Annotated in this window: 15 protein-coding genes; 5 read left to right on the plus strand and 10 right to left on the minus strand. The window is 62.1% G+C overall.

Features of this window, described 5'->3' with window-relative positions:
- The first annotated feature begins 252 nt into the window (after positions 1 to 252).
- The 4 genes from U6958_RS07775 (at position 253) to U6958_RS07790 (ending at position 1,541) form a co-directional block, all read left to right on the plus strand.
- Positions 253 to 444 carry a hypothetical protein gene (locus U6958_RS07775; protein ID WP_143044503.1) on the plus strand — a complete coding sequence of 64 codons (192 nt, stop codon included), beginning with the start codon at positions 253 to 255 and terminating at the stop codon, positions 442 to 444.
- A 109-nt stretch (positions 445 to 553) separates the two neighbouring features.
- Positions 554 to 931: a BPSL0761 family protein gene (locus U6958_RS07780; protein WP_016445633.1), complete on the plus strand. Its 378-nt coding sequence runs from the start codon at positions 554 to 556 to the stop codon at positions 929 to 931.
- Between the two features lie 214 nt (positions 932 to 1,145).
- Positions 1,146 to 1,271, plus strand: a complete 126-nt coding sequence (locus U6958_RS07785; protein ID WP_264567131.1) for a hypothetical protein — start codon at positions 1,146 to 1,148, stop codon at positions 1,269 to 1,271.
- Positions 1,272 to 1,343: 72 nt separating this feature from the next.
- Complete coding sequence (locus U6958_RS07790; RefSeq protein ID WP_016445634.1) at positions 1,344 to 1,541, plus strand: hypothetical protein; 198 nt, start codon at positions 1,344 to 1,346, stop codon at positions 1,539 to 1,541.
- A gap of 220 nt (positions 1,542 to 1,761) precedes the next feature.
- On the opposite strand, the gene U6958_RS07795 is transcribed toward U6958_RS07790, so the two are convergent.
- Together U6958_RS07795 and U6958_RS07800 are read right to left on the minus strand one after the other, a co-directional pair.
- Positions 1,762 to 2,343, minus strand: a complete 582-nt coding sequence (locus U6958_RS07795) for an NHL repeat-containing protein (protein ID WP_034399618.1) — start codon at positions 2,341 to 2,343, stop codon at positions 1,762 to 1,764.
- Positions 2,344 to 2,479: 136 nt separating this feature from the next.
- The gene (locus U6958_RS07800; protein WP_016445636.1) at positions 2,480 to 4,060 is read right to left on the minus strand and encodes an AAA family ATPase; all 1,581 of its coding nucleotides are present in this window, start codon (positions 4,058 to 4,060) and stop codon (positions 2,480 to 2,482) included.
- 119 nt (positions 4,061 to 4,179) lie between these two features.
- On the opposite strand from U6958_RS07800, the gene U6958_RS07805 reads away from it, so the two are divergent.
- Positions 4,180 to 4,938: a helix-turn-helix transcriptional regulator gene (locus U6958_RS07805; protein ID WP_016445637.1), complete on the plus strand. Its 759-nt coding sequence runs from the start codon at positions 4,180 to 4,182 to the stop codon at positions 4,936 to 4,938.
- Between the two features lie 18 nt (positions 4,939 to 4,956).
- On the opposite strand, the gene U6958_RS07810 is transcribed toward U6958_RS07805, so the two are convergent.
- The 8 genes from U6958_RS07810 to U6958_RS07845 form a co-directional block, all read right to left on the minus strand.
- Positions 4,957 to 5,823 (minus strand): hypothetical protein, encoded by an 867-nt coding sequence (locus U6958_RS07810; protein ID WP_016445638.1) that lies wholly within the window; start codon positions 5,821 to 5,823, stop codon positions 4,957 to 4,959.
- Positions 5,823 to 8,576, minus strand: a complete 2,754-nt coding sequence (locus U6958_RS07815; protein ID WP_016445639.1) for a hypothetical protein — start codon at positions 8,574 to 8,576, stop codon at positions 5,823 to 5,825. Before U6958_RS07815 ends, U6958_RS07810 begins: the two co-directional genes overlap by 1 nt.
- Positions 8,576 to 9,187, minus strand: a complete 612-nt coding sequence (locus U6958_RS07820) for a condensin complex protein MksE (RefSeq protein WP_016445640.1) — start codon at positions 9,185 to 9,187, stop codon at positions 8,576 to 8,578. Before U6958_RS07820 ends, U6958_RS07815 begins: the two co-directional genes overlap by 1 nt.
- Positions 9,184 to 10,443, minus strand: a complete 1,260-nt coding sequence (locus U6958_RS07825) for a hypothetical protein (protein ID WP_016445641.1) — start codon at positions 10,441 to 10,443, stop codon at positions 9,184 to 9,186. Before U6958_RS07825 ends, U6958_RS07820 begins: the two co-directional genes overlap by 4 nt.
- A gap of 489 nt (positions 10,444 to 10,932) precedes the next feature.
- Entirely contained in the window at positions 10,933 to 12,054 is a 1,122-nt protein-coding gene (gene mcrC, locus U6958_RS07830; RefSeq protein ID WP_016445642.1) for a 5-methylcytosine-specific restriction endonuclease system specificity protein McrC, read from the minus strand.
- Positions 12,054 to 14,258, minus strand: a complete 2,205-nt coding sequence (locus U6958_RS07835) for an McrB family protein (RefSeq protein WP_016445643.1) — start codon at positions 14,256 to 14,258, stop codon at positions 12,054 to 12,056. Before U6958_RS07835 ends, mcrC begins: the two co-directional genes overlap by 1 nt.
- Positions 14,259 to 14,402: 144 nt before the next feature.
- Positions 14,403 to 17,078: a DEAD/DEAH box helicase gene (locus tag U6958_RS07840; RefSeq protein WP_016445644.1), complete on the minus strand. Its 2,676-nt coding sequence runs from the start codon at positions 17,076 to 17,078 to the stop codon at positions 14,403 to 14,405.
- 5 nt (positions 17,079 to 17,083) lie between these two features.
- Positions 17,084 to 18,628 carry a site-specific DNA-methyltransferase gene (locus U6958_RS07845; protein WP_016445645.1) on the minus strand — a complete coding sequence of 515 codons (1,545 nt, stop codon included), beginning with the start codon at positions 18,626 to 18,628 and terminating at the stop codon, positions 17,084 to 17,086.
- Between the last annotated feature and the right edge of the window lie 42 nt (positions 18,629 to 18,670).

Genomic DNA, 18,670 nt, shown 5'->3' on the forward strand with positions numbered 1-18,670 from the left:
GGGCAAATGACCCGAAGGGTAGAGATGGCGTCGCTCAGTTCGAGACGCCCGTCACCCGTGCCAGCTGGCTTCTATATGCCGATCCGGCGCCGGCTCCATTACGCCGATCACGCAGTGGCTCCAATATGCCGGTCAGTCACTGGCTCCTACATGCCGATCACGGACCGGCTCCTATATGGCGGTCGGTGACACCGGCTCTACAACCTGCCCGTGGTGCCCGGGCAGAGGACGGCTGAATGGTTCGGCAGTGACTTGGCCTATATCGAATGGTCGCCCGAAGGCCGGGTTGTGAGCTTGCTGCTGCACGCCTTCCAGTCCAGCGTGTCACTCGGCGAGATGCTGCATCGCTATTCGATGGTGATCTACGGACCAATCAACACACGTCACGTTGAGAATCAGATCCGCAACAGCGAGTTCTCTGACTTCGAGCTTCGCAAGCTTTGAGACCGTCCGAGCCGCCGGGCGGCAGTGCCAAGAAGAAGCGGGCAGCGTTTGTGGAACCTTCTGTTCGGTATCCACACGGCATCGACGACCACGCGGTGTGGGCTTTGCCATGACGACACCTGATGAACGCCTTCGGGCTCTGCGCTATGCGGAGGAGCTGCTGGGCCGCATTGTGGATGACGCGCACGTGCCCGCTGCCGTTCGCCAGCGAGCGCGCGACCTGGCAATGGCCTTTCCTGGACGGCGGGAGTTACTCGCCGGCATCGAGACGCCGGGAGCGAGGCTCACCCCGATCGGCGCGCAGGCCATCATCGATGCCGGCGTCTTCTTCGCTCGGATCGGCCGGCCCGATATCGACGACGAAGAGACCCGCACGCTTCTTGATACCGTGATGCGCCACTACCCTACTAGCCGGGACGGATGGCGGGATGCGCAGCACCTTCAGTCTGTACCCCTGGCAGACTTTCTGGCTGAGGAGAGCACGTAGGCCGCCCACGAGCGCGCACGGCAACTGATTGTGGGGCGGCTGGGCGGAGTGTTTTTTCCCGTGCCGGAGGTGGTGCTTGAACCAGCGGCCGGCCCAGGTTTTGGATAAGCTGCTCAATGATTCAGGTAGCCAACCTGCTGCTGCTGTGCATGGCGGCTCGCCATCACCGCGGTGGCCCGCGACGCGGCCTCCACGCTCGCTCTGGAGAATCGACATGCACATTCTTTTCATCCTGCTGCCGCTGGCCTTGGCTATCGCCTTTCCATGTCTGGTCCGTCGCGCTCAGCTTTCGGGCTTGCGGGAAGCTGCTATGGCCGATCCTCGGCAACTCGGTGACTGAGCCTGGTTCAACGTCTGCCAGGTAGTCCGGGCGACGCAGGCTCTCAAACTAAATTCGACGGCTGGAGATCAGATGAAGATCCTGCGCAAGAACGGCAAGACGGCGATCAAGCTGATGACGCCATCGGGCGTCGTGGCCATCATCGCTGCAGACACATCCGCTGAACTCTTGGCGGCGATGCGCCGCAAACTCGAGCGCAAGTTGCAACGATCAGGGCATTTGCGTGCTCAAAGCTGTCCGGATGCCGGATCTTCTACGGGAAGCGAGTGATCGGCCCAACGGCACGTCAGCCAATTGGGCTCGCCTCTGGGATCCAGACAGAGCGCTTCCGTGGCAACGGCGCCGAGCTCCACTGGGAGGTTGATTTAGATCTGGTGGCACGGTCTATCGTCTGTGCGACTTGTGTATTGATGCAGTCATAAGGTTTCGCTTCCCATCCAACTGATTCAGGCCCGCCGCAGCCCAGGCGCGCCGTTTGTGCTGACTTGGTTCAATGCCAGCGCTGAAGGAGCATTCCCGTGGCAGAAAATTTCACGACGGACAGACCGTCCGCGGCGTAGAGGTCACCATTGGCGTCGACGGCGATACTGCTGGGCCCTTCATTGAACAGGCGGTTGCCAGTCGAGTTCGAAATCACCGATAGCAACTTGCCCTGTGGGTCGAACTTCTTCACGGCATGGGCCTTTTCGTCGGCCACGTAGATGTTCCCGTCCCGGTCCACGCAAAGCCCCGCGGTGCTCTCAAGCTGCTTCGCGTCACCGAATGACAGTCGTCTTGTCCCGTCGCTGGATTGGACAACGATACGGTGATTTCCCCAGTCTTCGATAACGATGTTGCCGCCGCTGAGGGCAATGGACTGAGGCAGATACCACTCGCCTTCGCCCGCGCCTTTCGGCAGTTGCCAGACGGCGACTCGCGCCCCCTCGGCTGAAAACTTCTGGAGACGATTCAGACCTGCTTCTGAAACGTAGGTCGCGCCGCTTCCATCGACGGCCACATGCCCGAGGTCGCGGAACCCAGCCTCGCTCCCGCCAATACGAGCAAGAACTTCCCCGCGAGGCGACAACTTCAAAATCTCCTTAAACCAACGGGCCTCCGCGAATGCCGGGGCGATTCAACCGGCACACTGCCTGCAAGCGTTGTTGGCCACAAATGGCGGCTGCGCTGAAACGCTCACAACCGTACTGTGCGTGCGCCTTGGCGCGGTCTCATGCCGTGAACCCCAGCGGTTTGCGAGTTGCGGCAGACAGGTCCGGCAGGTCGCACACCCGAATGTGATCCCGCTCGTCCCGTGCTGCCCGCCCCAGCGCGCGCTTCAACGCCAGCCCCAAGGTTCGCGGCGGCAAGTTCTTCAGCTTGTCCAGCACCTGGTCGTCCAGCGTCGGCGCAAAACCTGACCCCCAAGGGCTCTCGGCCCGCATGCGGCCATACATCTGTCGAGCGATGTGGGCCACCTGCTCTGGCGTCGGGGCCTGTACATGCAGCACCGTCATGCGCGACAGCAGCGGCGCCGGGATGCTTTCGATGCTGTTGGCTGTGGCGATCCAGTTCACGTGGCTGGCATCGATGGCGAAATCGCGGATCGAGAGGTCGATGAAGTGGCGCGCGCTGCGAGGTTCCAGCAGGGTGTAGAGCGCCGCGAGCGGGTCGTACTGACGTTGCTGGTCGGTCTTGTCGAGCTCGTCCAGCACGATCACCGGATTGGCCAGCGGCTGGTAGGCCAACAGCTCAAACACCACGCCAGGCTCCGAGTTCGACCAGAACGATTCCGACCCGGCCAGCGGCGAGCTGGACTGGGTGCTGGCCATGTCGATTACACGGAAGGGAAGGCTCAGCCGCGCAGCCAGCCAGCGGGCGGCCTCTGTCTTGCCAATGCCGGCAGGGCCGACCAGCAGGATGGGCGACCATGCAACACGTCCATCGCCGATCGCATGCAGGGCGAAGTGGTCGTGCATGACTTCCGCCAGCTCAGCGAAGTTGGGGAAATCGCGCTGGAAGTCTTCGATCAGCTGTGTCCAGACATCGGGCAGTTCGCCCAGTTTTCGGCGTTCGTGGCCAGCGGCCCGGATGCGCTCGGCAATGTACTGCGCCCGCTTGGCCTTCTCGTCGGGCTTGGCGCGGTGACGCTCGACAAAGCTGCGCAGGCCTGCGGCGTCCAGAAATGCGATTTGGGGTGTTGCCCGAGGTGCCTGCGGGGCGGGCTGATCCGGCGCCGCTGCTGGTGGCTTCATGTCTGGCAGAGACTGCACCAGCGCGTGCACGGCGTCGTCGATGGACGGATCGAGCGGCTCACCACGCACCGACTTCTCTGGCTTGGTGGCGGCTGGCAGCAGCCCTGCAGCTACAGCCAGTTTGTGATTGCGCTTGAGGTCTTCGGCGAAGAGCCCGATGGTGGCCTCGTGCTGCTTGCAGCGTACTCCCTGGCCTGCGTTCGCATCGCCACCAATCACCGGCGCCGAGCAAACTGGGCAGTGTTGTTGGGCAGCATGCCGAGCGGCTTCGATCAGATCCAACAAAGCCCTGTCTCTGTTGATGCTGGCGCCCACTAGTTCCACCCGCAGGCTGAGCTTGTCGCGCTGGGTGGTGGCGCAAAACAGCGGTAGGTGGCGGTAGTCGGCCGGCTTCATCAGCAGCTCGCACTGGCCCACGAAATGGGCCAGCACCGCCAAGTGGCCAGGGGCGGGCTCCACCACCTGCTTGGCCAGCCATGGGTGCTCGGCTTTCAAGCCCGCCACGCGAGCTTGGTAGGCGGCGCGGCTCATGGGGCGACGGCTGTTCGGACGAGTCATGGTGGTCTCTTTCGATTCACTATAAATTACTATAACAAGACATGACGCGATGATCCAGTGTTCGCTTGCTGCGTTGGACTTGGTTATAGTGATTTACTGTGATTCTTTTGGAGGCCGACATGTCTGCCTTGAGCAGCGAGCAACTCCCCATACTGGCCGGCGCGCTCTTGCGTCTGCGAGGCCTCACGTTGGCAGCGGTGTTTGACGCCACCGGCATTCGCGCGGCCAACCTGTCAGCATGGCTGAAAGGCAGACCGCAGGTCATCTCTGCGGCGCGCGTGACGGCGTTGCTTTACCACCTGGGTGTCCAAGGTGGGCAGCTTCGGTCAGACATGGTTCACACCTGGAGCGACCAAGGTGAATGGGCACACCTGCGCACCGTTTTCAACCTGCTTCAGGAGCCAGTGGCGCCCCGATGCTTGTTTCTCGATGAGCATCCGGGCATGTCCCATACAAGATTTCTGCAGTGGGGCGAGGCATGGGTTCGGCTGTCTCTCACGCCGGGGCCGACTGCGCAGGACGATTTGGCCGCGATGGTCAGCCCCGACCGAATGATCGTGCTGCCCGTCGCGCTGGAGGGCATCCCCACGCAAGACCCGCCAGCGACCGCTTCTGCGCTCTTGAGCCTCGCCGAGCAGAGTGGGCAGGAGATTCCTACTGGCGAACTGGCCCATGGCTTCATGCAACGCCTCGGGGCGCCACCTGGGCAGGACTTTGTGCTCACGAACGGCGACTCATTGGGCTGGCGCATTTTGGAGGTGAGCTTGCGCAGTGCGATGCGAAGGGGGTTGAGCCCCACCCAATTGGCATTGAAGATAGAGACGATGCGTCTCGATGAAGACGACTTCCCCCGTCCAGGCAAAGCCAAACCTGGCTGAACTGCCGAACGAACGCGACTAGGACGCGGGCAGCCAGACCGCTTCCTGCTCCAGTGCCATTCCCAGGTGCTGCATCTGCTCGGTCAGCTCGCGCACGGACGGCGGTAGTTGCGCTACGGCGGTGGTGAAGTGGCGCAAGGTGTCCCGCCATAGCTGGACGCTGCCATAGCGCGCCAGCTTGCTTTCCCACTGCGGCATCAGCCAGAAATCGCAAGCATCGCCCAGCGCTTCACGAAGTCGCGCGAAGTTGCTCAGGCCCACGCCGTCATAGTCGGCAAAGAGGATCACCTGGCTGGCACGGGGGCGATGACCCAGCCATGACAGTAGCCTGCCGTCGAGCTGCCCGCCGTAGTACAGCAGCGTGGCCTGCGTGCCTTCGGGCAGCCAGTCCGTACGATCAAACAAGGCTTGGTTCTCGACGAGCCAGAGCGCTTGCTCTGAGTGCCAGGCGTCATCTGACTGAATGGAAAGTGAGGCCGCACCGAAGTCGCGTGTGGCAGCACTCAGTGGCAACTCCGCGCCCCTTTTGACCTCACGCCAGCTGACTGTGTCGCCGACCGCCTTGAGCAGCGGGTAATGGCTGCCGTGTTGATGGCGCCGGGCCTTGCTGTCGCGGGCATGGGCCACGTGCTGTGCGCGCAGAGGGAGCTGTTCGGCGATTGACGGCTCCACCTGAGGGGAGAGCTGCGACACGTGAGCGTCGAACACCGCCTGATCGCAAACGCTGTACACGTCTCCTCGGCCTTGGCGCAGACAGTTCACGGCACCTGTTTGCCGGGCAAATTGATCCAGGGCCATGCGCTGTGCAGAGGTGAACTGGCTGGCGGGTAAGGGGCTCTTGCCTTGCAGCTTGAGCAACGCCGCGCGCAGGGCTTGCTCGGTCATCAGGCCTCCACGGGTTCGATGATCTGCCAGCTGAAGCGGCTGATCTGGTTGCTGCCCTGCCGATGATGAATGGGCACACAGTAGCGCACGGTGGTCAGTGGCGCTGGGGAGGCGAAGATCAGCGAGAAGCCGAACTCGGCAGCGGTCTCGATCAGGCTGCGCTGGTTGCGCGCATCCAGCGCCAGGGCTTCGTCCAGATAGCAAATGCCTTGGATCGGGCGCCGCTGATCCTGCATCAGGTGCAGCATGGCCAGGCCCGTCACCAGCTTGGCCATCAGCACCGTGCCGTTCGAGGCGGCGCTGTCGAGGTCATCGAAGGCTTCCGGCTCGCGACCCGCCTTGCCCACCCAGAAACGCAGGCGGAACAGGTCGGCCACGCGCAAACCATGGCGGGCGTTGCCTTCCTCGATGAGCAGCGTCTTCGCACGGTTGAGCTGGTCATCATCCAGCACGCTCTGCTGGTTGAAGAGTTCGAAGGTCTCGCCATTGCCAACCGTGGCAGCCGTGCTGATGAGCAGCTCAATGGCCTCGACGAGTGCGGTTTCGTCTTCGGGTTCGATCTTGAAGACCGCCAAATCGGAGAGCTGGCGTCCGCTGATCTTGCGGTTGAACTCGCGCATCCGGCGCTTGAACGCGGCCAAGCCATCGCGCAGTTCGCGCAGGCAAGCCGCGACGTTCACCACCGCCGACCGCACCTTCTTTTCCAGGGCCTCGGCTTCCTGCGGCAGGTGATGGGCAAACTCTACCAGACGGGCGATTTCGGCCTCGGGATCGCCGACGAACTGGTACTTGGTGAGCCCGCCCGTGTGGATTTCCCCCAGCACGCGGCGGATCAGGTCATCCAGCTCCAGCAACTGCCGACAATCTGCCTGATAGGTCTGCAGGCGCTCGGCCAGCTGGTCCAGCGCGAACTCCGGCTGTGCCAACCAGGGGTGGTGGGGTGAGTCGGACAGCCACGTGAACGGGCCTTCGTGATCGATGCGCTGGTTGCGGCGTTGCTCGATCTGCCGGTGCTGTTGCCCGAGTGAATCCAGATCCTTCTGCCTCTGTTGACGCTGCTGATCCAGCGCCCGGTACCGGGCAGCCGATTGCGCCAAACTGGTGGCCAGCTCGGCGAGCTTCTGGTCGAGTGTCACCAGCCGCGCTTGCCGCTCAGCGTCGCTGTCTTGCAGGGCCTGCATCTGGCTGTAGTCCCGCAACTCGGCATCCAGCTTCAGCAATTGCTGCTCCAGCGCATCCCGCTCGCGCTGGACAATTTCCAGCGCTTGCGCCGTCGCCAGCTGCTCCTTCAGTTGCACCTGCTGTTGCTGCAAATCCCCCAGCAGCTCGCCCAGCTCGGCCAGGCTGCGCTGTTGGTGCTGCTCAGGCAGGGCGGCGATGCGCAGCTGTAGGCCCGGCAGGCCAGCATGCTCGCTATCGGCATCGCCAAAAGCCTTGGAGAGCGCCAGGCCATCGAGCTGGAAGTCTTCGGCGCCCAATGTCAGCACGGGTCTGGCCAGCACCTTGTTCAGGGCTGTCAGTTGATCGCGCGGCAAAGCGCCTGCCAACTGCTGGTGGAGGTTGTGGCCTTGCGTGCGCATCTCCTGTGTCAACTGGGCCACCTCTGTGTCCACACGGAGCAGCTCGCGTTCGATGGATGCCAGTGGTCGGCTTTGCGCCTGGCCCAAGCGAACCACGAGCGCATCGCGCTGCTCCTGCACGTCGCGGCGGCACGCCTCCAGAACCGCCCGGCTTTCCACCAGAGCGAATCGTTGTTGTAAGGCCTGCAGCTGTTGGCGCTCCTGGCGAAGCTGCTTCTGCTCCAGCTCCCACTGGCTCTGCTCCCGCACGGCCTGGCGATCCTGCTCTCGCAAGCGGTCCAGCTCGCCATCGCACTGCTGCAGCTCGTGCTGAAGGGCTTGCTGGCGTGATTCGAAGTGCTGCTGCCACTGGCCCAGGGCCTCATCGATCATGGGCCGCCAGCACAGCAGCTTGCCGCGCAGGGTCAGTCGAGTATCTTGCTTGCGCTCCAGTTCAGCGAGGCTGCCTTTCAGGCGTTCGGCGGCCAGGTACTGACTGCGCTCAGCGTTGAGGTCGGCAAAAGCCTTGTCCCACTCCGCCTTGAAGTCGATGCTGGCGTCTGGCAGATCACGCCGGAAGATTTGCAGCAGGTAGTCCTTCACCTCGCTGGAGCGCAGCTTGTCCAGCCGCAGCGTCCGGGTGAGCACGCGCTGGAAGACGCTGGCGTCACTGGCATGCTCCAGGCGGAACACGCAAAAGTCTTGCGAGCCGCTGAGCTTGCGGTTGCGGCCGCCGTACACCATGTCAGCAAACTCGCTGCCGCTGTAGCTAAACACGCGGCGCCCATGGGTGGCCAGATGGCTGGCCAGCTTGGGCTGTGCCACGAGCGAGCCATCTGGCAGGCAGAACTCTTCCACCTTGAGCGGGCCGGCGTAGGCAAAGTACTCATACTCGAAGCTCACGCCTTTGCCGACGCAACCGAGCACCACGGTGCCGGATTCCGGCAACGACACCTCCAGCAGCACATAGGCGCTGTTGTTGGGGAAGTAAAACCGCCTGCTCTTCTCCACGTCGTGCGCGCCAAAGTCCATGCGGCGCCTGTCAATGATCAGCAGGAACTGCAGGGCATTGATCAGGCTGGTCTTGCCCGTGTTGTTGGGCGCCACCAGGGAGACTGCGCCATCCAGCGGAAGCTCGGCGCGGGAGTAGCCTGCGCTGCCCAGCAAAACCAGGCGTTGAAAGCCGTGCTGCATCAGTCGATCTCCTCGTCGTTCAGCACGTCGTCGCTGCTTTCCTCAGGGGCAGCATCCGCCTCGTTGTCGTCATCTCGGGATGCTGCGGCCAGGCCCTCAAAGTGGTCCAGGTAGCGGCAGACGGCGGGCAACAGCCGCCAGCCTGCCGGCTCCGCCACTGCAAATCCCAGCGTGCAGGCGCGGCCCAGCAGATCGATCAGCCCATCGGGAGACAGCCCTTCGGCGTCCAGCAGGTCTTTCTGCTGTTCGTGCACCTCGGCCAGCCATTCCCGATCAATGAGCCAGTCAGTGAAGCGCTGTAGCGCTTTGCCGGCATTGGCTTGGGCGTCGAAGATGACCATGAACAGCAGCGCCAGTTGACGGCTGACCTTGCCTATGTTGCTGCTGGCATCGGTGCTGTGGAACCAAGCAAAGCCTCGCGCATCCACGCGCAGCTCAAAGCCCAGCGCTGCGAAAAGACCTGCGTATGCCGGCTCGTGCTGCTCAAATTCGGCCCAAAGTGCAGGCTCGGCCATGCGGTTCAGGTGCTTGCCGGACAGGAACAAGCGGAAGAGCTCGGCCAGTGCTGGCATCTGCGCCAGTTGCGGCGTCAGTGGATGAGGCGTCGTCATTCCGGATGGCTCACTCGGTGAGGATGGTGCAGCACGCGGATGGCCTGCAAAGTGGTGGTCTCAGGATGCTCGCTGGCTTCGATCTGCCAATTGCTCTCGTGCTGCAGCTCATGGAACAGCCGCAGCAGCGTCGCATCCTGCAGATGACCGTGATGGGTATGCAGCCAGTCCAGCAGGCTGTCCACTGGTAGGCTGCTTCTCAGCTGCTGCCGGATTGCCGCCTCGTCTACGTGCTCCAGCAGCTGCGGGGCGTTGCCGGGCTCATCTTGCGGGAAGGCTACTGACTGCGGTTGGTACTGCTGCGCTGCGGCCATCACGGCGCGCACCTCATCGCCCAGCTGCAAGCGGAAGCCCCGCTCGTTGCGCCAGACGGGCAGTGTTGTACCTGCGGCATGCCGCGACAAGGCTCGGCGCAGACCCCGCTTGCGCACCTGGCCCAGCAGCAGGCTAACCGCACTGGTCAGCGCATTGTGTTGCCGCATTTCCTCGCGCAGTGGGAGCACCGTGTCGGCGCATTGTTGGGCGATCAGGCGGCCGAATCGCCGCAGCTCCTTGGTCTGGTGCGCCACCTGCCTGAGCTGCAGGCGATGTGAGTACAGCCCGCCTTGAACCGACAGCTGCTCAAAGGCCAGGTCCAGCGAGCGTTCGGCGTCTTCCAGGTAACGGTAAAACGTGCCTTGCGGGCCGGTGTCCATCATCTGGTTCATCGGCTCCACGTAGTGGTCATAGGCCTCCAGCACACGCCGGTAGCGCTGGGCGATGGGCATGCTGGCGTCGGCGCTCTTTGCGTCTTCAGCGAGTTCCAGCAGCGCGTGGCGGTCTTGGTCCAGTTGCAGGCTGATTTGGCGGAACAGTTCAGCAAGCTTGTTGGCTGCGCCTCGTGCCCGGTCCATGTCGATGCCCTGCATGCCCTCGTTGAGCGCCTCGGTAGCCTCGCGGATGGCGGTAACGCGCGCTTGCAGCACAGCGGCCAAGCCCAGTTCATGTTCACGTGTGAGCCCACGCACGAAATCCAGCACGTAAGCATTGAGCTGTAGGTCGCTGCTACGGGCACACGGTTGCAGGATGTCCGCATTCACCATGGCGCGTAGCGCCCCGCCCTGCGCCTCGGCGTCTAGCTGCGGGGACACTTTCGCGATACAGCCCAGCACTTGATCACTGGTCAGCACCGCAAACTCGCGCGACAGCCGCACCAAGACTTCGACGGTGTCCCAGTGGGTGTACAGCGCGTAAACAAGTGAGCGAGGGTTGGCCATCTCAGTTCAACCTCGCTGGTGTGCTGGCAATGCCATTTGCGCTCGAGTCCATGCTGCATGCTGCGGCCCACCGCCGCACCTGGCGGCATCTCGGCCCATGGCCGCAACGGGTTCTCAGCTGGCACGCCATGCTGGACGCAGCTTGAGCTCGCGTTGTCCCCATCAGCCGCTTCCCGCCAAACCTGCCGGTTTTGTGCTCAGCGGCCACATTCTTTGAGCTCGAAGATGCGAGCTCAAAGAATGTGCCGAACGCGGTGGGGACAGCCTGCTTGCGACCGTGCGTCCAGCATGAATGTGCGAAAGACGGTGCCAGCCTATGCGCGAAGAACGCTGCCTTCTGTGTGCGAAACAGGTGGGTGCAATGTGCGAAGTCTGTGCGAAGAGGCCTCTGATGAATGTGACAACAATGTGCTGACACCCCGCCGCACAGTGTGGCGTCATGTCGGCCAACAGTGTGGCAACCGAGGGCCAGGTTCGACCACGATCGCATCAGCATGACACCTCGAAGCACCGCAGCAACTGCGCACGAATGTCGGCAGGCTTGGCTGCCAGGTCTACGGTCACAAAGCGGATCGGGTGCCCCTGGATGACGACCGTCTCATCGATCATCGTTCCGACGGAAGGGTGCAACAACAAGCCGCTTGCCGTGTCCGCCCGTGGGTCGCCGCAACCGACCTGTGACCTCAGATAGGCATACATCTGGTAGATGTAGCCGCTGCGCAGGCTTTGCTCTCGATACCACCCTGCCGTGACGATGGAGGTGAACTTGGTGTCGATGACGATACGTCGTCCCGAGCCGCCATGGTCGAGCACCACGTCGGTCCGCATGGCGGGCAAGATGTCATCAATACCTTCCGTCTTGGACGAGATTTCCCACTGCAGCGTGGCGCCGCAACGAACATGCCACCCGAGTGGACTGAGTACCACGGCATACAAGCCGCCAACGGCGCGCTCAAACAGACGACGAACCCAAGCCTCCTCCCGGCCAGGCATCGCCAGCACGTTGCCGCCTGCGGATTCCGTGGGTAGCGCCAGGTCATGGGCAAGCTTGGCTGCTGCCACCATGAACTGGTCGTCCGCATCATGGCGTCCGAATCGATCAGCGCTCATCTGGGCGCGGGTCGGCGGCTGGCCTGCGACGCCTCGGGACCACATCGCAGCAGCAAGAGATCGGCACCGATGGGCGACAACTGGCTTCTTGACCAGGCGGGCGACGGACTCCAATGCAGCGCGGACGAAACGATTCCGTGGCGTGTCGATGGTGAGCTCCGCAAAGCGGCAGGCCACCAAGCCGCGATCCAGCAACTGGCGCCGCTCAGTGGTCAGCACATCGATGCGCCCGCGAACGCGGCCGAGCCACTCTTCCCGAGATCGGTAGCCCAGGCTCAGCTGACGGTATAGCCGAGTCTCAACGGCATGAGCCAAAATTTCTGCCACCAGATCGGGCAACTCATCTGGGCTTTCTTCGACGGCCACATGGGCGGTGCCGCCAGTCCGAAACAGGTCCGACGCATACAGCATCAATAGCCACAGGTTCCGGACAGGAATGCGCCCCACGAATCCGGGCGTGAACCCTGATTCGGCGGAAATCGGTGGCGCGATCAGACCCATCACCAGCCCTGCAGCAACCGTGCGGCGGCCTGACGCGCCTCCTCTGGGGAGTCAAACCAATACTCTTCCAGCAGGGGGCCGATTTCTGTGTCCACGACTTGCTGGAACCATCGCCGGGTGCTGCCCGCATCCAGCCGATGCACGGGCGTGACATAGCTGTGACCGATTCGGAACTGCTTGCCCAAGCGTGCATCCGCTGCAATCTGCTCGTTCAGCTCGGCCATGCGTCGCTCAATGTCTGTCGCCAGTGCGTCATCCACACCGCAGGCTGAAACCACCCAGTTCCGCCACGCTGGGCCGAGGCGAGGCTCAAGGCCTACAAACGCAAAGCGGCGCCGCAACGCCAGATCAACCAGCGCCAACGACCGATCCGCGATGTTCATGGTGCCGATCACATGAAGGTTCTCGGGGATGTGAACCGGCCGACGTACGCCGTCAGCATCCGGGTAGCACAGCTCCAACGCCTCGCTGGGGGTGCGCTTGCCTGCCTCCAGCAGCGTCAACAGTTCACCAAACACCTGGGCCGGATTGCCTCGGTTGATCTCCTCGATGACGACGACGAACTTGGCTGCGGGCTCCTTTTTCGCAGCCTTGATTGCCTCCATGAAGACGCCATCGGCGAGCGTCAGCTTGCCTTCACCAGTAGGCCGCCAGCCACGCACGAAGTCCTCGTACGAAAGATTTGGGTGGAACTGGACAGCTCTGACCTTGCTCTCGTCCTTTTGACCCATCAAGGCAAAGGCCAATCGCTTGGCCAGCCAGGTCTTGCCAGTGCCGGGAGGCCCCTGCAGGATCAGATTCTTCTTGGTGCGCAGCCGATCCAGCATCTGCTCAAGCTCAGACTCTGGCAGGAAGCAGCCGTCACGCGTGATGTCTTCGAGCGAGTAAGGAACGATGGGCGCCGGAGACTGGACGACCTCGGCAGCAAGCTCATCGCCTGAGTCACCGTTGGTCATGTCAGGCGTGGCGTCATCCTCCTGATGAGCAGGCGTCGCATCCTTGAACTGCCAGGATGCCAGCGACAACTCCGGGAAGCTGTGTACAGGGTAGTCGTCCTCCGCGAACCGCGTGCGCAAGTCGTCGGCCAGTTGCAGATACGTGGTCGCATCACAAGGCGCTTGCGGCGCTGGTGTGGTGATCGTGATGCCGAGGCGCTTCTGGATGTAGTGCCGCGACTGGCTGTCCAGCGTTGGAAACTCCCATGGAGCAGTCCAATACAAACCAGTGGACAGGTTCCACGCCACACCCCAGACTTGGGTGGCGGCATCATAGGCCTCGATGAACTCATCGCGAGTGCCTGGCTCCTCGTCTTCTACCAGCGCCTGCGCAGCAGCAAAGACACGCCACAGGGCATCAATGTCTCCGGCTCCTCGCTTGTCCGCGTAGCGGAAGAACCAGGACCGCTGGTTGTTGAGCACGGGGATGCCTTCGAACGTCGAGGGCACAGGCACTGTGACGCCAAGCAGCTTCGCCAGCTCTGCCGCAATCAGCTTGCGGTTGGCGTCCGTCATGCCTCGGTTGAATGTGCCCATCACCGTGAACGGGCAGATGTCCTGCAGGGGGCCGCTGCTTCCATCTGGGAATTTGTCCTGCAGATAGCCCAGGCCCTGCACACGCTGAGCAATCTGGTGGATGCCTTGAATGAGCGGCACTCGGTCGCTTGCGTAGGCCAGCAGCTTCTCGGCTATGGCCTCGTAGAAGTCTGCCCACTGGAAGAGAGTGCCGAAGCGGTCCTTCCAGTACGGCGCGTTGCGGAATCGCTCGATGTCTTGGGGCTTGCCGTTGAATGCGAACTCGATCAGCGCATCCGCATTCCATTCGCCGGGTACAACGCGCCAGATGGTGGGGCGGTAGGTGTAGAAGTACCACTCGCGCACGCCATCGGCGGGCTGCCACTGCACTTTGACGCGCTCACCGTCCTGTGGGTTGTCGGTGATGACGCCGATGGCCTTGATGCCCATGACAGACACCGTCTGCTGACGGTTGTCGAAAGGCAGACCATGCTTGCGCACATACGCGGCCTTGATGGCAATGCGCTCACCAGGCCGCATGGAGCGAACCAGCGCCTGCTCCTTCTGGCTGGGGCTGCTGATCTCCCAGATGCCTTCTTTGAGGAAGCGGGCGCTCTGGTCATCGGTGTGACCAAAGCTGGCCCCGACGAACCAGGTGGTGCCGGACGGCTGGCTGCTGATTTGTTCAGTCATTTTTATCCCTTTGTCCTATTTGTGCCTTCAGCGGCAAGCTAGCGCAACTGTCGCAGCCGTGCGTCTGAGCGGGCGTTGACCTGGACACCATCTGCTCGAATCAGCCACAGTGCGATACATGTCCCCCCGTTTGCCTTTCAGGCGTTATCCGATTTTCTGAGCGATCTGCTGAGCCACGTTGCGGCCCACGTCGTCCGTTTCGACGGCAAAAAGGAACAGGCATCGCCCTCCGCTGGCCTTCTCCCACTGCTCGCCCACTTGCCGCTTCTCGCGTGAATCGTCGTTGGTCTTGTAGGGCTCGCCCTTGTACTCAACGACCAGCACGCGGCCATCGGTCAGCTCGGCCACGAAGTCAGGATAGAAGTAGTCGGTGGCCGTGGGCAGCCAGAAAGAGAACTTCGGCTGCTGCTCGATGTTGCGAACCCAGTGCTTCACCTTCGGGTGAGCGTCCAGCACCTGTGCACAGCGGAACTCCTCTGTGGTCTTGCCAGCCGGCGTCTTCTCTCGAAGGTCGTGAATCTGCGGGTAGAAGTGCTTTTGGAACTCGTAGCTGCCTTGATAGCACTGCCGTGCGGGGTAGCGGCCCGGCTCGAATCGAAAGCCGTAGTGGGCCAGGTCTGCACCCGTGGGCACGGTCATCTCGAACAAACGGGCTTGGAAGCCCTGACCGATGGCAAGCTGCCGCAAGCGTTCGATTTCCTTGTCCAAGGCCTGTGCCAGTTGGTACTTCGCACGCACCAATGCAGTCAGGCCGATGCTGCGGTCATGGATCAGATGGGCCACCATCTTGACCAGATAGGCCTGCAAGTCGAGCTGTGAGAGGTAAGGCCGCCGCAGTTCCATGTCCAGCCAGCGGACCAATCCCTGCTCGGTGGTTTGACTTCCAACGTCGTTCAGCCCCAGTTGCTCGGCAGCCAGCATGCGGTACTTCACCCGCTCGCCGTTCACGTCGATCTCGAACGAGTTCACCGTCTCTTGGATCGCGAAACCCTGCAACTGCACCGGCTTGTCCAGCAAGCTCCACCCGCCCAGGTCGGCCAGCGTTTCACGCTCCACAACTTCAAGGTGGCCGTCCAGATTCAGGCAAAGCTGCGGAATGGACGCGAAGCTCACGCCCAGTTGTGCAGGGGCTCGAATGGCCTGCCGAACGGCCCTGTGGGCGTCAAACTGCTGCTTGACCGACTCGCGGGCCTTGGCAGGCACCGTGTTGGCGATAAAGGCCTCGACCTGGCTCAGTTCCTCGGCGGGTAGATCGCCCTTGATGACCAAGGTGGCACCCTGCGAGGTCTCCTTGATCTGCACGGCCTGCTTGACCTCAGGAGTCCAGTTCTGCGTATCGGGCACCTGAGGCAGCTCGATCACGCAATCGGGCATCGGTACAGACTTCGGAGCCGTGCCGCTGCCACCCAAAAGATTCAGCGGCACCTGAGGCACGACGAGGCTGGCTGTGTCCAGCCTCTCGAAGCCCATGTTCTGCACCATCTTGTCCTTCAAGGTAGATGCAGCCTGAGCGAAGTTCTCGGCCACGATGTGGGCATAGGCCTTGTTCAAGGCCTCCTGCTTGCGGGCCTTGGCATAGGGCATGCGAAGCACACGGCCCAGCAACTGCTCCACGTCTTTGGCTGAGTTGACCGATTGCAGCGACGCCAGCACGTAGGCAAAGGAACAGTCCCAACCTTCCTTCAAGGCCTCCACGGTGATGACGTAGTTGACCTTGCAGCCTCGGTCGAACAGGTCAATGCCATCCAGTTCTTTCTGCGAGCCCGTGGCGATCTTGATTTCTTCCTCGGGCACGTTCTCCTGTTCCATCAGGTGCTGCTTGACCACATCGACGGTGGCCTCCTCACCCTTGGGCATGGCCTGGATCAGCACGATGGGACGGATGTACTCCTGCTCCTTCTGGGCCTCAATCAGCAGGCCCTTGCGGGTCAAGATGGCATCACGCAAACATGCCTGCCAGCCATCGGGGTGCTCTGCCAGCACGATGGGCAGCTTGATCATGTCCTCGGACTTCAACTCCTGAGCCGACACATGGTGCAGCACGTTGTTGCCCACCACGGGCGTGGCAGTCAGCTCGATGATGCAGCTCGGGTTGAAGCGACCCAATGTCTCGAAGAACCGCTGCGTGCGGTTGTTGTGGGCCTCGTCCACGATGACCACGGGTGAGCGAAGGTGCAGCCAGTTCGCCAGCGAATACTTGACCCTGCCCACATCGGCTGCCGTCAGGTAGGGCTGGTTCGCCAAGTCCTCGGGCTTGACCTTCTCCAAGCCCTCGGTGGCATTGGGTGGCAGTCCGTCGAAATGCGGTGCCAGTTCCTCGAAAAACGAGTAGACGTTTCGCTTCGCCGTGTCTGAGACGTTGAAGGCCTGGATGGTCGCCACCACGACGATGCAGCTCTTGCCCACGTCGTGTGGGCTGATCGTCTGCAAGCTATCGAGGTCGCAGACCCGCACCCGATCACCGAAATGCTGCATCAACGCCAGCCGATACGGATGGCGTGCATTTGCGAGGGCTTCCAGCGTCTGGGTGCGGATCGCATCCGAGGGGGTCAGCCACAAGGCAACGGGGGAGTCGGTGTCCAGCACCGCCTTGCCTGCCAAAGCCACGCTATGGGCCGCCAACAGGGTCTTGCCGCCCCCCGTGGGCACCCGCAGGCAAACCGATGGCACATCGCCAAACAAGGCGTGGTACGCGTCGGTGCGACCCTGGGCCGCAATGGTGGCCGCAAACGCTTCGGGGACGCTCTTGGTGCGTGTCGCCAGCAGGAAGTTGTTCAGGGCCGTCAGGGCCCCTTGTTGGTAGTTTTTGAGTTCGAGCATGGCGGTCAACGCATCTTCACGTCATAGGGGATTTGCTTGAAAGTGATCTGCTCGGCTGCGAGCTTGGAACTGCCCAGCCTACACGTCTCTCCGTAGACCACTTTCGGGCCGTCATGCGGGAAGATTTCCGTGATGGCCTGCAACACCGCATGGGTCAGCACATTGCCGCCTGCGGGCCTGCGGTCGCCCAAGATGCCGTTGTAGAGCAGGTAATAGGCCGTGCCGTTGTGGATGCCCAGCAGTGGCTTGTCGAACACCTGACTGCCTGGCTCGCCTGTCTCGAAGTGCCATGCAAAGGCAGCCAGCGTTGCGAAGCGAACGGCAGGATTGATTCGACCATCGGAGTCGAAGGCGGCTTCGCCGAGGGTGCAGAAGCGGAAACCTCCCCCACCATCCCAACCAACAACTTCGCTAACGCCGCCCGACTCTCCGTCCAGAACCTTAGTTAGTCTTGGCAAGCAATGGGAACGAGCATGGTCGCCAGCCTCGATGCCTACGTACCGCCGCCCCATCTTGTGAGCAACGGCAGCGGTAGTCCCTGAACCAAGAAATGAATCCAGCACAAGGTCGCCCGGCTCGGTCGAAATGTCTAGGACCCGTGCAATCAACTGCTCTGGCTTGACCGTATCGAATGCAGGCACACCGGGAAGTAGGTCGCTTTGATGAGCTTTCGCCTGTCGGGAGGTCTTTACGTCCAACAAGATAGTCGGGTGCGGCCGAGATGGTGCATCTGGGGCGTACTCGCGTATGTATGGCACCCAGACAAGATCGCCGCCTTTCTGGCGTTGCTTCCAAATGAGACGCCCTTCCGCTTCGGCCTTATCAACACCTTCCGGTGAATGGGACCATCGAGCCTCGCGGCCATCATCATGGACGGGATAAACGTCGCTGCCGTCCGGAGCGGTCAAGCGGAAGTACATCGTCGGGCGATCTTCACGAAGGCTCGCTTTGCCGTTCTTTTTGAGCAGCCGATCACGGCACCTCCGCCCCTCCGAGTCGATCTGCCCGTACGCCTCAGCAACGGACGGATCAGCCTTCTTCTTGAAGCCAGCCGCGTCTTTGACTCGTTCGTAGCAAAGTACGAATTCATGGTCAGGCGTGATCGGCACCTTGTTGTCGTTCGGGCTGTCCACCTTCTGCCAGATGAACGATGTGGCGAAGTTTGATCGACCAAAGACCTCATCCATCAAGACTTTCAGGTAGTGGCCTTCTCGGTCGTCTATCGACACCCAGATGCTGCCGTTGTCGGCAAGCAAGTCCCTCAGCAGAACCAGCCTCGGGTACATCATGGACAGCCACTGGCTGTGTTCGAGCCGGTCGTCGTAGTGCTCGAAAGCCGATTTCGTGTTGTAGGGCGGGTCGATGTAGATGCACTTCACCCGGCCCGCGTAGAACGGCAGCAAGGCCTTCAAGGCCAACAGGTTGTCGCCCTGAATCAGCAGGTTTTCGGAGGGCTCCCCGTAGGTCGCCTCCTGCTTCAACAGGTGGTAGGGAACCTCCCGCGTGGCCTCTTTGGCTTGGCTCTTGTTCACCCAGTCTAGAAACGGCATTCGTCAGTCTTTCTTGTTGTTAGGCTACGGGGCGTTTTGCCC

This window comes from Delftia lacustris, from assembly GCF_040267515.1.
Classification (GTDB): Bacteria; Pseudomonadota; Gammaproteobacteria; order Burkholderiales; family Burkholderiaceae_C; genus Comamonas; species Comamonas tsuruhatensis.

Coding starts and splice junctions, on each gene's coding strand:
- U6958_RS07805 (WP_016445637.1), top strand. CDS start 4,180: ATGTCTGCCTTGAGCAGCGAGCAACTCCCCATACTGGCCGGCGCGCTC.
- U6958_RS07835 (WP_016445643.1), bottom strand. CDS start 14,258: ATGACTGAACAAATCAGCAGCCAGCCGTCCGGCACCACCTGGTTCGTC.
- U6958_RS07840 (WP_016445644.1), bottom strand. CDS start 17,078: ATGCTCGAACTCAAAAACTACCAACAAGGGGCCCTGACGGCCCTGAAC.
- U6958_RS07820 (WP_016445640.1), bottom strand. CDS start 9,187: ATGACGACGCCTCATCCACTGACGCCGCAACTGGCGCAGATGCCAGCA.
- U6958_RS07790 (WP_016445634.1), top strand. CDS start 1,344: ATGAAGATCCTGCGCAAGAACGGCAAGACGGCGATCAAGCTGATGACG.
- U6958_RS07825 (WP_016445641.1), bottom strand. CDS start 10,443: ATGGCCAACCCTCGCTCACTTGTTTACGCGCTGTACACCCACTGGGAC.
- U6958_RS07780 (WP_016445633.1), top strand. CDS start 554: ATGACGACACCTGATGAACGCCTTCGGGCTCTGCGCTATGCGGAGGAG.
- U6958_RS07810 (WP_016445638.1), bottom strand. CDS start 5,823: ATGACCGAGCAAGCCCTGCGCGCGGCGTTGCTCAAGCTGCAAGGCAAG.
- U6958_RS07845 (WP_016445645.1), bottom strand. CDS start 18,628: ATGCCGTTTCTAGACTGGGTGAACAAGAGCCAAGCCAAAGAGGCCACG.
- U6958_RS07800 (WP_016445636.1), bottom strand. CDS start 4,060: ATGACTCGTCCGAACAGCCGTCGCCCCATGAGCCGCGCCGCCTACCAA.
- U6958_RS07785 (WP_264567131.1), top strand. CDS start 1,146: ATGCACATTCTTTTCATCCTGCTGCCGCTGGCCTTGGCTATCGCCTTT.
- mcrC (WP_016445642.1), bottom strand. CDS start 12,054: ATGGGTCTGATCGCGCCACCGATTTCCGCCGAATCAGGGTTCACGCCC.
- U6958_RS07815 (WP_016445639.1), bottom strand. CDS start 8,576: ATGCAGCACGGCTTTCAACGCCTGGTTTTGCTGGGCAGCGCAGGCTAC.